The sequence below is a fragment of the Rhizobium jaguaris genome, from assembly GCF_003627755.1.
In the GTDB taxonomy this organism is placed as follows: domain Bacteria; phylum Pseudomonadota; class Alphaproteobacteria; order Rhizobiales; family Rhizobiaceae; genus Rhizobium; species Rhizobium jaguaris.
This window is the reverse complement of record NZ_CP032695.1, coordinates 1,662,086-1,675,940: the sequence shown is the minus strand read 5'-3', so window position 1 is coordinate 1,675,940 and position 13,855 is coordinate 1,662,086. Positions and strand designations below refer to the sequence as shown.

General features: G+C 60.3%; 15 protein-coding genes. 12 read left to right on the top strand and 3 right to left on the bottom strand.

What is annotated here, in order from left to right; translation table 11 throughout:
* Positions 1 to 84 precede the first annotated feature (84 nt).
* The gene (locus CCGE525_RS29955) at positions 85 to 840 is read left to right on the top strand and encodes an IclR family transcriptional regulator (protein ID WP_120707853.1); all 756 of its coding nucleotides are present in this window, start codon (positions 85 to 87) and stop codon (positions 838 to 840) included.
* A gap of 217 nt (positions 841 to 1,057) precedes the next feature.
* On the opposite strand, the gene CCGE525_RS29950 is transcribed toward CCGE525_RS29955, so the two are convergent.
* Positions 1,058 to 1,945 carry a helix-turn-helix domain-containing protein gene (locus CCGE525_RS29950; RefSeq protein ID WP_120707852.1) on the bottom strand — a complete coding sequence of 296 codons (888 nt, stop codon included), beginning with the start codon at positions 1,943 to 1,945 and terminating at the stop codon, positions 1,058 to 1,060.
* 113 nt (positions 1,946 to 2,058) lie between these two features.
* Here CCGE525_RS29950 and pobA point away from each other — a divergent pair, with 113 nt between their 5' ends.
* Positions 2,059 to 3,231, top strand: a complete 1,173-nt coding sequence (gene pobA, locus CCGE525_RS29945; protein WP_120707851.1) for a 4-hydroxybenzoate 3-monooxygenase — start codon at positions 2,059 to 2,061, stop codon at positions 3,229 to 3,231.
* Positions 3,232 to 3,239: 8 nt separating this feature from the next.
* Here the strand turns inward: pobA and pcaQ are convergent, their stop codons facing one another.
* Entirely contained in the window at positions 3,240 to 4,166 is a 927-nt protein-coding gene (gene pcaQ, locus CCGE525_RS29940) for a pca operon transcription factor PcaQ (RefSeq protein ID WP_120707850.1), read from the bottom strand.
* A gap of 94 nt (positions 4,167 to 4,260) precedes the next feature.
* On the opposite strand from pcaQ, the gene pcaD reads away from it, so the two are divergent.
* The 10 genes from pcaD (at position 4,261) to CCGE525_RS29890 (ending at position 12,657) form a co-directional block, all read left to right on the top strand.
* Positions 4,261 to 5,070 carry a 3-oxoadipate enol-lactonase gene (gene pcaD / locus CCGE525_RS29935; RefSeq protein WP_120707849.1) on the top strand — a complete coding sequence of 270 codons (810 nt, stop codon included), beginning with the start codon at positions 4,261 to 4,263 and terminating at the stop codon, positions 5,068 to 5,070.
* Positions 5,067 to 5,471, top strand: coding sequence for a 4-carboxymuconolactone decarboxylase (pcaC, locus tag CCGE525_RS29930; protein WP_120707848.1), 405 nt, complete (start codon positions 5,067 to 5,069; stop codon positions 5,469 to 5,471). The genes pcaD and pcaC overlap by 4 nt, the downstream gene beginning before the upstream one ends.
* A gap of 12 nt (positions 5,472 to 5,483) precedes the next feature.
* Positions 5,484 to 6,233 carry a protocatechuate 3,4-dioxygenase subunit beta gene (gene pcaH / locus CCGE525_RS29925; protein WP_120707847.1) on the top strand — a complete coding sequence of 250 codons (750 nt, stop codon included), beginning with the start codon at positions 5,484 to 5,486 and terminating at the stop codon, positions 6,231 to 6,233.
* Between the two features lie 2 nt (positions 6,234 to 6,235).
* Positions 6,236 to 6,847: a protocatechuate 3,4-dioxygenase subunit alpha gene (gene pcaG, locus CCGE525_RS29920; protein WP_205587524.1), complete on the top strand. Its 612-nt coding sequence runs from the start codon at positions 6,236 to 6,238 to the stop codon at positions 6,845 to 6,847.
* 3 nt (positions 6,848 to 6,850) lie between these two features.
* The gene (locus CCGE525_RS29915; protein WP_120707845.1) at positions 6,851 to 7,900 is read left to right on the top strand and encodes a 3-carboxy-cis,cis-muconate cycloisomerase; all 1,050 of its coding nucleotides are present in this window, start codon (positions 6,851 to 6,853) and stop codon (positions 7,898 to 7,900) included.
* Between the two features lie 151 nt (positions 7,901 to 8,051).
* Positions 8,052 to 9,224, top strand: coding sequence for an ABC transporter substrate-binding protein (locus CCGE525_RS29910; RefSeq protein ID WP_120707844.1), 1,173 nt, complete (start codon positions 8,052 to 8,054; stop codon positions 9,222 to 9,224).
* 108 nt (positions 9,225 to 9,332) lie between these two features.
* A complete protein-coding gene (locus CCGE525_RS29905; RefSeq protein ID WP_120707843.1) occupies positions 9,333 to 10,196 on the top strand; it encodes a branched-chain amino acid ABC transporter permease in 864 nt (287 codons plus the stop codon).
* Between the two features lies 1 nt (position 10,197).
* A complete protein-coding gene (locus CCGE525_RS29900) occupies positions 10,198 to 11,199 on the top strand; it encodes a branched-chain amino acid ABC transporter permease (RefSeq protein WP_120707842.1) in 1,002 nt (333 codons plus the stop codon).
* Entirely contained in the window at positions 11,196 to 11,960 is a 765-nt protein-coding gene (locus tag CCGE525_RS29895; protein WP_120707841.1) for an ABC transporter ATP-binding protein, read from the top strand. The genes CCGE525_RS29900 and CCGE525_RS29895 overlap by 4 nt, the downstream gene beginning before the upstream one ends.
* Entirely contained in the window at positions 11,941 to 12,657 is a 717-nt protein-coding gene (locus CCGE525_RS29890) for an ABC transporter ATP-binding protein (protein ID WP_120707840.1), read from the top strand. The genes CCGE525_RS29895 and CCGE525_RS29890 overlap by 20 nt, the downstream gene beginning before the upstream one ends.
* A 98-nt stretch (positions 12,658 to 12,755) precedes the next feature.
* Here CCGE525_RS29890 and CCGE525_RS29885 read toward each other — a convergent pair whose 3' ends face one another.
* The gene (locus CCGE525_RS29885; RefSeq protein ID WP_120707839.1) at positions 12,756 to 13,667 is read right to left on the bottom strand and encodes an agmatinase; all 912 of its coding nucleotides are present in this window, start codon (positions 13,665 to 13,667) and stop codon (positions 12,756 to 12,758) included.
* Between the last annotated feature and the right edge of the window lie 188 nt (positions 13,668 to 13,855).

The window sequence follows — 13,855 nt, the reverse complement described above, 5'->3', positions numbered from 1 at the left end:
TCCGGGCGATCGGCGTCAAATATTTTGTGCGTTATTTGACTTTTGTTCATATATCGCACAATATCTCCAAGTCGGAGGGAAATTATGCGTGAAAGCGATTTCGTAAGTGGCTTTGCCAAGGGATTGAAAACAATCGAAGCCTTCGGTGAAACACACCAGAAGCTGTCGATCGCCGAGGCTTCCAAGTTGACGGGGCTCGACCGCGCCACGGTGCGGCGCTCGCTGCTGACACTCGCCGAACTCGGCTATGCGGACTACGACGGAAAGTTCTTCACACTGACACCGAAAATCCTGCGACTTGGCCATGCCTATCTTTCGGCGACGCCGCTTCCAACGATCATCCAGCCTTATCTCGACCAGCTTTCGGAGCGCGCCGGTCATAACGCTTCGGCTTCGGTGCTGGACGGCACCGAAATCGTCTATATCGCCCGGGCGTCACAGCGCCGGGTGATGTCGATCAATCTCACTCCCGGCAGCCGCCTTCCCGCCTATTGCGCCTCCATGGGTCGAGTCTTGCTGAGTGCCTTGCCGGAAAGCGAGGCGCGCGCTGTGCTTGCCCGCACGGAGCTCAAAGCCAACACGCCGAATACCAAGACGGATCCGGAAGAACTGATGGCTGAATTTCGCCGCGTGCGGGCTCAGGGTTACGCAGTCATCGATCAAGAGCTGGAAATCGGCCTCTGCTCCATCGCGGTTCCGGTGGCGAATGATCGCGGGCAGACGGTAGCAGCCATCAATATCGGCGCGCCGGCGGCCTATGTCGTCGCTGCCGACATGGCGGAGCGTTATCTGCCGCTGTTGCGGGAAACGCAGGCGATGTTGCGGCTGGTTCTGCGCTAGCCTGCACGTCCGTCGGGCCATCCTCGTCCTTCAAGGGTCGCCCTTCGATAAGCTCGAGGCTCCCGCCTCAGGATGAGGATGGAGCAGGCCTCTTTTTCGATATGGCTCACTGCACTTCGGCGGAGTGAGGAGGTAGCTCATGGTGAGGTGGCGCGCAAGCGCCCTCGAACCACGAGGGCGGGTGGTTGGCGCCCATTGGCATAGACCATTGCCTTGCTCACATTCCGAGCCTCTCTCGTTCCTCGATGCGCCATGCGCGGGGTGTCTGGCCGGTTTGCTTCAGGAAGAAGCGAGAGAAATAGGTGGGATCGGTGAACCCCAGGCGAAAGCTGATCTCCTGGACGCTTCCAAATGTGAAGACCAGTTCGCGCTTGGCCTCATCGACCAGCTTGCGGACGATCAGCTCGTGTGCACCATGGCCGGTTTTGTCACGCACGACGCGGTTCAGATGTGTCGGCGAGATGCCGAGCGCTTCGGCATAAAAGGCGGCAGGTTTGTGCGAGCGTAAATGGCGCTGGATGAGGCCATAGAGCGTCTCCATCCGCCGCTCGCTTTCATCGGATGCACCTTGCCCCTCGCCTCCCTGTTGGGAAAGGCGAGCGGTCAGAAGCAGCGCCGAGGTCAGATAGGCTTCGAGCAGATCGTTGCGCCCGCTGTGGCGATTGGCGAATTCCTTGCCGAGGCGCTTCAAGGTTTCGGCGACGTATGCTGCGTCTTGGCTGCTCGTATCCAGTCGCGTCAGATGCGGTGTCGCCAGCCATTGGCCGAGCCGGCTGCGGTCGCCGGGCGCCGCCTTGAGGTGCGAGATCAATACCGTGATGACGAAGCCGTCAATGTCCCTGGAGAAGCGGAAACCATGATTAAGGCGCGGCGGAATGGTGATCACCGCCGGGGGCATGATGGCGTGGCTTTCTCCGTCAAAGACCGCATCGCCGGAGCCGGCATCTATGTACAGGATCTGAAAGAAGCTTTCGTGGCGATGTGGTCGGATTTCCCAATGATGCTGGCTGCTGCGCGACGGAATTGTCTCGCAATGCAGCCAGAAATCTGGCTTTTTGCCTGTATTTTCACCGTAGAGTTCGTAGGTCGGCACTAGTTTCGACAAAGCTACCTCCCGCAGTTATGTTCGATTTGTGCAATTACTTGGGCGAAATGTCCATTGTTGCCGCCCTCTCCGCCGCGCAGAATTAGAAAAAAGACGAAGCGCGGGAGGAGATCATGCGTACTCAAGTCGCCATTATCGGTTCGGGTCCATCCGGCCTGCTTCTGGGCCAATTGCTGACGGAAGCCGGTATCGACAACGTCATTCTCGACCGCGTCGGCAAGGACCATATCCTCGGTCGCGTCCGTGCCGGTGTCCTGGAGGAAGGCACGGTGGGGCTGATGGACAAGGCGAAATCCGGTGCGCGCCTGCATGCCGAGGGCCTGCCGCATGACGGCTTTTCACTTGCCTTCGACGGCCGCGACCATCGCATCGATCTCCATGGCCTCACCGGTGGTAAGCGCGTCACGGTCTACGGCCAAACGGAGCTTACGCGCGATCTGATGACGCATCGCGAACAGAGCGGTGCTCCGACGATTTACGATGCGGCCAATGTTAATCCACATGGTTTCGATGGAATCACGCCTTATGTCACCTATGAGAAAGATGGGATAACACACCATATTGATTGCGATTTTATCGCCGGATGTGATGGCTTTCATGGCGTGAGCCGCAAGTCTGTTCCGGAAAAATCGATCCGCAGCTTCGAGAAAATCTATCCTTTCGGCTGGCTCGGGCTGCTCGCCGACGTTCCGCCGGTCAATCACGAGCTGATCTATGCCAATCATCCGCGTGGTTTTGCGCTATGCTCGATGCGGTCGATGACGCGCAGCCGCTATTACATACAATGTCCGCTGGATGAGAAAATCGAGAACTGGAGCGACGATCGCTTCTGGGACGAGCTGCGCCACCGCCTGCCGGCGCATCATGCCGAGGCTTTGGTCACCGGGCCCTCATTCGAGAAATCGATCGCGCCATTGCGCTCCTTCGTCGCCGAGCCCATGCGCTTCGGCCGCTTGTTCCTCGTCGGCGACGCCGCGCATATCGTGCCGCCGACGGGAGCCAAGGGACTGAACCTTGCGGCAAGCGACGTGCATTATCTCTTTTCAGGTCTTGCCGAACATTACCAGGATCGGTCCAACGCTGGCCTGGACGCTTATTCCACCCATGCGCTCGCTCGCGTCTGGAAGGCCGTACGCTTCTCCTGGTGGATGACGACCATGATGCATCGTTTCCCAGATACCAGCGATTTCGACCAGAAGATTCAGGAGGCGGAGCTGGATTATCTTACCCATTCCCGCGCCGCCTCGACGGCTCTGGCGGAAAACTATGTCGGTCTGCCCTATTAGCCCGGCGTCTACTTCTTCTTCGCCACCTCGTTCGCCGCCTCACGGATCGTCTGCATCAGGATCGAGAGCGGCATGGTGGGAATGGCGTCGGTGCGCATGGTGAGCCCGACGGGACCTTTCGTTTCGCTAGTGTCGATCGGCAGCAGGCTGAGCAAACCGTCCTCGACGTCGCTCGCAACGACGCCGGTTGAGATGATCCAGATGGCGTCGCTCGATCGCACGAAGGCGCGGCCGAAGGAATCCGATACGGTCTCGATTTGATTCGGCAGGCTGGCGACGCCGTTGGCGATCAGGAAGCTCTCGACGAAGGGCCGGATAATCGAGCCCCGCGTCGGCATCAGAACAGGGTATTTGCCGAGATCGGAAAACAGCGATTGTTTGGCCGCAAGCAGCGGATGCCCTGCACGCACCACGAAGACCACCTGCTCGGAATAAAGATGCTCGAAGGAAAAGCCGGCCATCTTGTCGGGACTGGCCAGGCGGCCGACGACGAGATCGAGATCTCCGACGCGGAGTTGTTCCAGCAACACCGCGTTTTCACCGGTGACGATCTTGATGCGGCTCCAGGTCTCCTCCCTTAGGAACAACTCCATCGCCCGCGGCATGATCCGTGTCGAGACGGTTGGCAAAGCGCCGATCCGGATCGGCGGCGCTTCGCCCGAACGCTCCTGCGAAACGGAATCGAAGCCATGCCGGAGCGCCGTCAGCGCCGCTCCGGCATGGCGCAGGAAGACTTCGCCGTAACGGGTGATCTTGATGCCTCGCCCGTCGCGTTCCAAAACATCGACGCCCAGCGCCTCTTCCAGCTCGCGGATGGTCTTCGTCACCGCGGGCTGGCTGACATGCAGGAGTTCGGCCGCCTTGATCACGCTTTTCTGGCGGGCAACCTCGACAAAGGTCTGAAGATGGCGGAATTTGACGCGGGAGTCGATCATGGTTTTTCATAACTCGCTGGTTATTGAAAGGCCGACAAATATCATTTTACCTAACCAGATTAAACCTCCAATCTCGCTGTCGAGGAGATTTCCAGTGCAGTTCGCCCGTATTAACGACGTCACGATTCACTACCAGATCATCGGTGCGGCCGGCGATAAGCCGGTTCTTGTCTTTATCAATTCGCTTGGCACCGATTTCCGGATCTGGCGTGATGTGATCGTGCGGCTCGCGGGAGATTTTGCCATCGTGCTCTATGACAAGCGTGGTCACGGCCTCTCCGATCTCGGTCAGATGCCTTATACGATGGAGGATCACGCCACCGATCTCGCGGGGCTGCTCGATCTGCTCGCGGTCAAGAATGCCTTTATCTGCGGCCTGTCGGTCGGAGGGCTGATTGCGCAGTCGCTCTATCAGCGGCGGCCCGATTTGGTGCGGGCGCTGATCCTTTGCGATACGGCCCACAAGATCGGCACTGTGGAGAGTTGGACCAACCGCATCGCCAAGGTCGAAGCTGAGGGTATCGAGGCAATTGCCGACGGCGTGCTCGAGCTTTGGTTCACACCCGCTTTTCGCCGTCCTGAAAACACTGCTTTCGGCGGCTACCGGAACATGCTGATCCGCCAGCCGGTGGAAGGCTATGTCGCCACTTGCGCTGCCCTTCGCGACGCCGATTTCACCGAGGCGGCGAAGAGGATCGCGGTGCCGACCATCTGCATCGTTGGCGATCAGGATGGCTCGACGCCGCCGGAATTGGTGCTGTCGACCGCCAAGCTGATCCCCAATGCGCGCTATGAAGTTATCAAGGACGCGGGGCACATCCCCTGTGTCGAGCAACCCGAGGCACTGACCGCCATCATCCGCGCGTTCATCGATTTCGCTCTGTATGGAGAAAAAGGCCCATGAATGATCCCCTCGCCCCGTCCGAGCGCTACCTTCAGGGCATGGCGACGCGCCGCGCTGTTCTTGGCGACAGTCATGTCGACCGCACGCAGTCGGGATCGACGGATTTCGACCGGCCGTTCCAGGAACTGATCACGGAAGCGGCCTGGGGTCACGTATGGTCGCGTCCGACGCTCAGCAAGCGCGAGCGCTCGATCGTGACGATCGCGCTTTTGGCAGCGCTGGGTCAGGATGATGAGGTGGCGATGCATGTCCGCGCCACCAGCAATACCGGCGCGACGCGCGACGATGTCTGCGAAGCACTGTTGCACGTGGCCATCTATGCCGGCGTGCCGGCCGCCAATCACGCGATCAAGATCGCCAAACAGGTTTTCGAACAGATGGACGCCGAAGAGACGGCTTGAAGCGAGGCAGATATGTCTGACAAAACCAACAGCAGGCCGGAAACCGGCGCCTTTTTCGCCCGCGATCGTGCCTGGCATGCGCCAGCCTTCACGCCCGGTTACAAGACCTCGGTGCTGCGCTCGCCACAGCGGGCGCTCCTGTCGCTGGACGGAACGATCTCCGAAATCACTGGACCAGTGTTCGGACATTCGATTCTCGGCGAACTCGACAACGACCTGATCCATAACTTCGCCAAGCCTGGAGAAAGCGCGATCGGCGAACGCATTATCGTGCACGGTCGTGTGCTCGATGAACGCGGCAGGCCCGTTCCGGGCGTTCTGGTCGAATTCTGGCAAGCCAATTCCGGCGGGCGTTATCGCCACAAGAAAGAGACCTATCTCGCCGCCATCGATCCGAATTTCGGCGGTTGCGGCCGCGCCATCACCGATGAGGACGGCCATTACGCTTTCCGCACCGTCCGGCCGGGCGCCTATCCCTGGCCGAACGGCGTCAACGACTGGCGGCCGGCGCATATCCATTTCTCGATCTTCGGCCACGGTTTTGCGCAGCGGCTGATCACGCAGATGTATTTCGAGGGCGATCCGATGATCTGGAAATGTCCGATCGTCGGCACGATCCCGGATAAAAGCGCGATCGAACAGCTCATCGCGCCGCTTGACTGGGGCAATACCATCCCAATGGATGCGCGCGCCTATAAATTTGACATCGTGCTGCGCGGCCGTCGCTCGACATTGTTCGAAAACCGGTTGGAGGGCAACTGATGGTGCAGGAACTCCGCTATCTCAAGGAAACGCCGTCGCAGACGGCCGGTCCATACGTCCATATCGGCCTGACGCCGAATTTTTGCGGCATCGGCGGCGTCTATGACGCAGATCTCGGCACATCCATGATCAACGAAAAGACGATTGGGGAGCGCATCACGGTCAGGGGCCGGATTTTCGACGGCGCCGACACGCTGGTGAAGGACGCCGTCGTCGAAATCTGGCAGGCCGATAGCGTCGGGCTTTACAATAGTCCTTCGGAACTGCGCGGAACGGCCGATCCGAATTTCACCGGCTGGGGTCGTTGCCCCACCAGCGCCGAAGACGGCGTCTTCAGCTTCGAGACGGTGAAGCCGGGCCGCGTTCCCTATAAGGACGGCCGCCGGATGGCGCCGCATGTCACGCTCTGGATCGTCGCACGCGGCATCAATATCGGGTTGCACACGCGCATGTATTTTCCGGACGAGGCCGAGGCCAATTCGGGGGACCCGTTGCTTGCCCGTATCGAACATCGCGACCGCGTCGCCACCCTGATCGCCAGCCAGGTAGGATCGGTCTATACGTTCGACGTGCATTTGCAGGGCGACAAGGAAACGGTTTTCCTCGATATATAGGCCATGAGCATCTCTGCCTTCGATCACCCGTTTCTCTCCGGCCTTCTCGGCGACGATGAGGTCTCCGCTTATTTTTCGGTGGAAGCCGATATTCGTGCCATGCTTGCCTTCGAGGCGGCGCTGGCGAAGGCCGAAGCGCGGCATGGTCTCGTTCCGCAGGCGGCGGCGCAGCGAATTGTTGAGGTTTGCACACATTTCCAGCCCGATGTTGCCAGCCTGAAGTCCGCGACGGCGACGGACGGGGTCGTCGTCCCGGATCTCGTGAAGCAATTGCGCAAGGCGGTCGGCGGCGAGGCAGCACAGCATGTGCATTTCGGCGCCACAAGCCAGGATGTCATCGACACCAGCCTGATGATCCGTCTCAAGGCGGTCGCCTTCCTGTTCAGCAACCGCCTTTTCGCCGTTGCGGCGGCGCTTGAAAAGCTCGACAAGCAGTATGGTTCAAATCGCCTTATGGGCTATACCCGCATGCAGGCCGCCCTTCCGATCACGGTGTCCGACCGGCTGCGCACCTGGTGCGATCCGCTGGAGAAATATCGTGACCGGCTGACGCAGGAGACTTTTCCGCTCCAGTTTGGCGGCGCGGTCGGCACTTTGGAAAAATTGGGATTGAAGTCCGTGGCTGTTCGTGCATCGCTGGCGCAGGAACTCGACCTCACCGACGAGCCGCAATGGCAGAACCAGCGGGCCAAAATTGCGGAACTCGCTGGTCTGTTCTCGCTGATCTCCGGCAGCCTCGGCAAGATCGGCCAGGACATAGCGCTTCTCGCGCAGGCCGGTGACGAAATCGAACTCGCCGGCGGGGGCGGCTCTTCGGCCATGCCGCACAAGCAGAACCCGGTTGCCGCCGAGGCACTGGTATCCCTAGCCCGCTTCAATGCCGTTCAGCTTTCCGGCATCCATCAATCCCTGGTGCACGAGCAGGAACGCTCGGGCGCAGCTTGGACGCTAGAATGGTTGTTGTTGCCGCCTATGGTGATAGCGACGGCCGCGTCGCTGCGATCGGCCCATGAACTGATCGGCAATGTAAAACGACTGGGGGTGGCTTCTTGAGCCGAAATCCTAGCGTCAAACATAACCTGAGAATTATGAATACGAGCTTTTATTTCATTTTACATTACCATTTCACATGCCAGATTGGCAGTCACGGAAGTTCATCAACGCAAGCTGGTCCGGGAGCAGGCTGGCTGTGGGAGGAGAAAATATGAGACGGTTCGTTTTGGCCGCAATCGCGGCTATCGCCATGGGTAGCGCGGCCTATGCCGACACGATCAAGGTCGGCGTCATCGGTCCGTTTTCTGGCCCATTCGCGCTGCAGGGCAAGAACTTCAAGGCTGGTATCGATGCCTATATGGCAATGCACGGCAACAAAGTCGGCGACAACGAGATCGAGGTGATCTACCGCGACGTCCCGCAGGCCGACCCGGCGCAATCGAAATCCTCGGCGCAAGAGTTGGTCGTCAAAGAGCATGTACAATATCTCGCCGGCTTCTATTTCACACCGGACGCCATGGCTGTGACGCCGATCCTCAAGCAGGCCAATGTGCCGATGGTGATCATGAACGCCGCCACGTCGGCGATTGTCACCAAGAGCCCACTTGTCGTGCGTACCTCGTTCACGACTTGGCAGACCTCGACGCCGATCGCCAAGGTTGCGCATGATAGCGGGGTCAATAAAATCATTTCCGTCGTCAGCGATTACGGTCCTGGTATCGATGCCGAAAATGCCTTTAAGGCCGGCTTCGAGAAGGCAGGCGGTCAAGTCGTCGAGGCTATCCGTATGCCGCTGTCGACCAATGATTTCAGCCCGATCATGCAGCGCATCAAGGATTCCGGCGCGCAGGGCGTCTTTGCTTTCCTGCCCTCCGGTCCGACCACGCTCGGTTTCGTCAAAGCGTACAATGAAAACGGCCTGAAGAGCGCCGGCATCAAGCTGTTTTCGCCCGGCGACCTAACGCAGGAATCGGACCTGCCCGCGCTCGGCGACGCTGCACTCGGCATGCAGACTACCTTTCACTATGCGGTGTCGCATGACTCCCCGGAAAACAAGGCCTTCGTCGCTGCTGCTGGCAAGGCGATCGGCAATCCGGCCGAACTCACCTTCCCGGCTGTCGGCGCCTTCGACGGCATGCATGTCATCTACAAGATGATCGAGGCGACCGGCGGCAAGCAGGACGCACAGAAGGCAGTCGATGCGGTGAAGGGCCTCTCCTGGGTCAGCCCACGCGGTCCCGTCACCATCGATCCGGACAGCAGGCATATCACGCAGAACATCTATCTGCGCGAGGTCGCCAAGGCTGCTGATGGCACCTACATCAACAAGGAAATCCAGACCTTCGAAAAGCAGGGCGATCCCGGTCTCGCCGCAGCGAAGTAAGGTCGGCCTTCGCCCCATCCTTCCGGCTATTCAGGGAGCGGGCGGCTTGCGTCCGCTCCGGCGGAGAGGGATTAAGGCAGGACCAGAAAAGGTAATCGGACCAGCATCATGCAAACCGTGCTTAGCATAGCAGTGGATGCCCTCGCCTATGGCATGGTGCTGTTCGTGATTTCGATCGGTCTGTCCATCACCATGGGACTGATGCGCGTCGTCAACCTGGCGCATGGCGCCTTCGCGATGATCGGCGGCTACATCGCCTCCTATGCGGCACACGATCTTGGCATGGGTTATGCGGTCGCGGTGCTGCTTGCGGTCGTGGGCACCGTGATCATCTCCATCCCGATCGAACGGTTGCTTTACCGGCGCATCTATGGGGCGCCGGAACTGACGCAGGTGCTGATGACGATCGGCATTACCTTCTGCATCATCGGTATCGCCAACTATGTCTTCGGTCCGACCTTGAAGACGATCCCCTTGCCGAACGAGCTACAGGGCTCCGTCAATCTCGGCTTCCGCACCATCGGCACGCATCGCCTCTTTGCGATCGAATGCGGGCTCATCGTCGCGCTGGCACTGTGGTACACGATCGAGAAGACCTCGTTTGGCGTCAAGCTCCGCGCCTCGGTCGACAACGCCTCGATGGCAGCGGCCCTCGGCGTGCGCACGGAGATCGTTTATGCCGTCAGCTTCGCCGTTGCTGTGGGGCTCGCCGCTTTCGGCGGCGTTGTCGGCGCCGAACTCCTGCCGGTCGAACCCTACTATGCCCTGCGTTATATGGTGACCTTCCTCGTGGTCGTTTCGGTCGGTGGCGCCGGCTCCATTTCTGGGGCGCTGCTTGCCTGTCTCATCCTTGGCTGCATCGATACGACGGGCCGTTATCTGATGCCGGAATATGGCGAATTCTTCTTCTATCTTGCCGTGATCGCGATCGTCTGCATCTTCCCACGCGGCCTTGCCGGAAGGGCGAAATGAAATGGCGTTGATCATGGACAAAGAGACCGCCGCCGCCAGCACGCGTCGCGCCTTTGGGCGCGATGCCATCGCCATAGCGACCATCCTGGTGCTGGCGGCGGTCGGCTATCTGCTGTTTCCCGACAATCTCGCGCTTCTGACACGGTTGATCGCGATCGCCCTGCTGGTTTTGTCGCTCGATCTGGTGACCGGCTATTGCGGTGTGGCGACGCTCGGCCATGCGGCTCTCTTCGGGGCCGGCGCCTATGCCGCCGGTATCGTATCGGCGCATTATGGCATCAACGATCCAATGATCATGACGGTGGCCGGCATCATTGGCGGAGCGATCGCCGGGTTGATCTGCGGCGTCGTCATCCTCCGAGCACAGGGCCTGCCGCAACTCGTGCTGTCGATCGCGCTGATCTACCTCTTTCATGAATTCGCGAACAAGGCATCGAACTGGACCGGCGGCAGCGACGGGCTTTCCGGCATCTCTGCCGATCCGCTGTTCGGCCTGTTCGAGTTCGATCTCTATGGGCATACGGCCTATATCTATGCTGTAGCTCTTCTTCTGATCGTATTGATCCTGCTTCGTTTTCTTGTGCGATCACCCTTCGGCATGCTCTGCCGCGGTATCAAGGAAGATCCTTTGCGCATCCGTGCCATGGGCGCCTCGCCGAAGACAGCGTTGATCAAGATGTATGTCATCTCCGGAGCTGTCGCTGGCGTCGGCGGTGCGCTGAACGCAATCTCCACTCAGGTGGTCGGCCTCGACAGCCTCTCCTTCACACAATCCGCCGAGGCGCTGGTCATGCTCGTGCTCGGGGGCACCGGCTCGTTGTTCGGGGCGCTCGCCGGCACCATGATCTTCATGCTGTTCGAAGACTATGTTTCCGCCGCCAATCCCTTCCATTGGCTGACGGTCGTCGGCCTGCTGCTGATCCTGGTCGTCCTGTTCGCGCCGAAGGGCATCTACGGCACCGCCGCGGCCTATCTCGCGCGCAGCCGGGAGGACCGTTCATGAGCGCGATCTTCGAGGTTGAGCATCTCAAGAAGGCTTTCGGTGGGTTGACCGTGACCAACGACGTGAGCCTGTCGATGGCGCCGGGTGATCGGGTGGCAGTGATCGGGCCGAACGGTGCGGGCAAGACCACTTTCGTCAATCTGGTTACTGGCATTCTGCGGCCGGATTCCGGTGCGGTCCGTCTTGGCGGCGAGACGGTGACCAAGATCGACGCTATCGGTCGTGTCCGGCGTGGGCTGGTGCGCTCGTTCCAGGTGACGCGGCTCTTTCAGGATATGACACCGACCGAGCATGTTGGCCTCGCCATTTTGCAGCGCTCCGGTCGCTCCGGCCGCATGTTCGGTAATTTCCTGGCCATGCGCGATGTCATGGCTGAGGCTCACGATTTGCTCGGTGCATTGGGTCTTGGCGATCTCATGCATCGCAAGGTCAGCGAGATCGCCTATGGCCAGCAGCGGCTTTTGGAGATCGCCGTCGCCGTGGCGTTGAAGCCGAAGGTGCTGCTGCTCGATGAACCCGCCGCCGGCGTCCCGCAGAGCGATACTGGTCGCATCGAGCAGGCGCTCGCCGATCTGCCCGGCGATCTCGCCGTGCTGATGATCGAGCATGACATGGACCTGGTCTTCCGCTTCGCCAAGCGCGTCGTCGTATTGGCCGCCGGCACCGTCATTTTCGACGGCTCGCCCGCCGACGTCACGAAGGATACGCGCGTGCGCGAAGCCTATCTGGGGAGCTACGCCAATGCCAGCCACGCCGCTTGAAGTGGAAAATCTGTGCGCCGGCTATGGGCCGACGCGGGTGCTTGAAGGTGTCTCCTTTTCCGTTCCCGCTGGCGCACGGCTTGCCGTGCTCGGCCGCAACGGCATGGGCAAGACGACGCTTCTTGCAACGCTTGCCGGCCAGACGCGCCGCTATGACGGCCGTATCCGCCTGGGCAACGCCGATGTCACCGGCCTGCCGAGTGCGAAGCGCGCGCATCAGGGTCTCGGCTACGTGCCGCAGACGCGCGATGTATTTCCGACATTGACGGTCGAGGAAAACCTCTCGGTCGGTCTGAAAGGCCGTCCAAAGGCTGCCTTGCAGGAAGCCTACGACATGTTTCCGCGCCTCAAGGAACGCCGCAAAAATCTCGGCAACCAGCTCTCCGGCGGAGAACAGCAGATGCTGTCAACGGCACGGACCATCCTTGGCCGCCCCTCCGTGCTCCTCCTCGACGAACCGCTTGAGGGGCTGGCGCCCGTGATCTGCGAAGAACTCATGGCCGCCTTCGCCAATCTCGCCAAGACCGGCGACATGACCATCCTCTTGGTCGAGCAACGCATTCAAAGCGCACTGGATTTCGCCGATCAGGTGATCATCCTCGAGCGTGGACGGCTTGCCTGGCAAGGGACGCCCGGCGCCCTCTCCCAGGACCATGACGCCGTTGAGCGCCTGCTCGGCGTAGGCGGCCTGCATTAGGCGCTTAGGGCCGACACAAGTCGCTGGTCGCACGGGAGCATCCTCTAGACGACTGAGGGCTCCAGCCAAGTCATCATGCTGCGAAAGAAGCCAGAGTTTCAAACCTGCCGGATGACAGTGCCGATCACATTGACGAGGAGGCGCGCGGCAGTCAGGGCCGACAGGCCGCCGATGTCAGCAGGGGGATAAAGCTCGACAAGGTCGAAACCTGCGATCGTGGCCCGCCTGCCGAGGCCGGCGATCAAGTCGATGACCTGTGTATAGGTAAGGCCGCCTGGCGTACGCGCCGCCACGCCCGGCATGACGCTGGAATCCAAGCCGTCGCAGTCGAGGGTGACGACAACCCGCGCTCCCGCGGGAATATGCCGGAGTGCGGCTTCAACGCCCTGGGCGTGAACCTCGCGGGCGGTTACGAAGCGGCTGCCGTAATGCTGTGCCGCTTCGATTTCGGTGAGGCGTGCGCTGCCGACACCACGGAGGCCAACTTGCACGATGCCGGCGACATGCGGCATTTCGCTGGCTCGGCGCATCGGGCTCGAATAACCATGGCGTTCCCCATGCAAATCATCGCGCCAGTCGATATGGGCATCAATCTGCAAGACCCAGACCGGACCGTGATCCGCAAAGCCAGCGAGGAAGGGAATGACGACGGAATCATCACCACCGAGCAGAACCGGTACCGCCGGCAATGCCAGGACCTCGCGCGTCTTTGCCTCTATCCGGGTCTGGTTGCCGGCATTGTCGTGCATGATGGTCGGAATATCGCCGGCGTCGATGCAGCTAATCGGCTTGCCGTCGAACAGCGGTCCGCCGAGATCGAAATCCCAATGTTCGATGAGCGTGGCATCGTCCTGGCTCGCAGCGCGAATGGCGTCGGCGGCCAAGGCATAGCCGCTGCTGTCCTTGCCAGGATAGGTACTGCCATGACCGGCTCCGAAGATCACCGCACGGGGCATGTGGCCGTCGGCGAGGCGATCTGGAAGGCCGAGAAAAGGGGGCGAGATGGTCATTGACGGTCTAGCTGAAATTTCGACGTTGAGGATACGGGATGGGGTGGTCTGTCGATGCTCGCATGTTTGCAACGCTGTTTCGCACAATACAAATATCATCTCCACTGCGCATGCCGAATCATAAAAACCGGTTCTGCGCTGAGTGTTACATTTCGCCGGTTGCCGCATCGACGACCATCCTGCTCTTG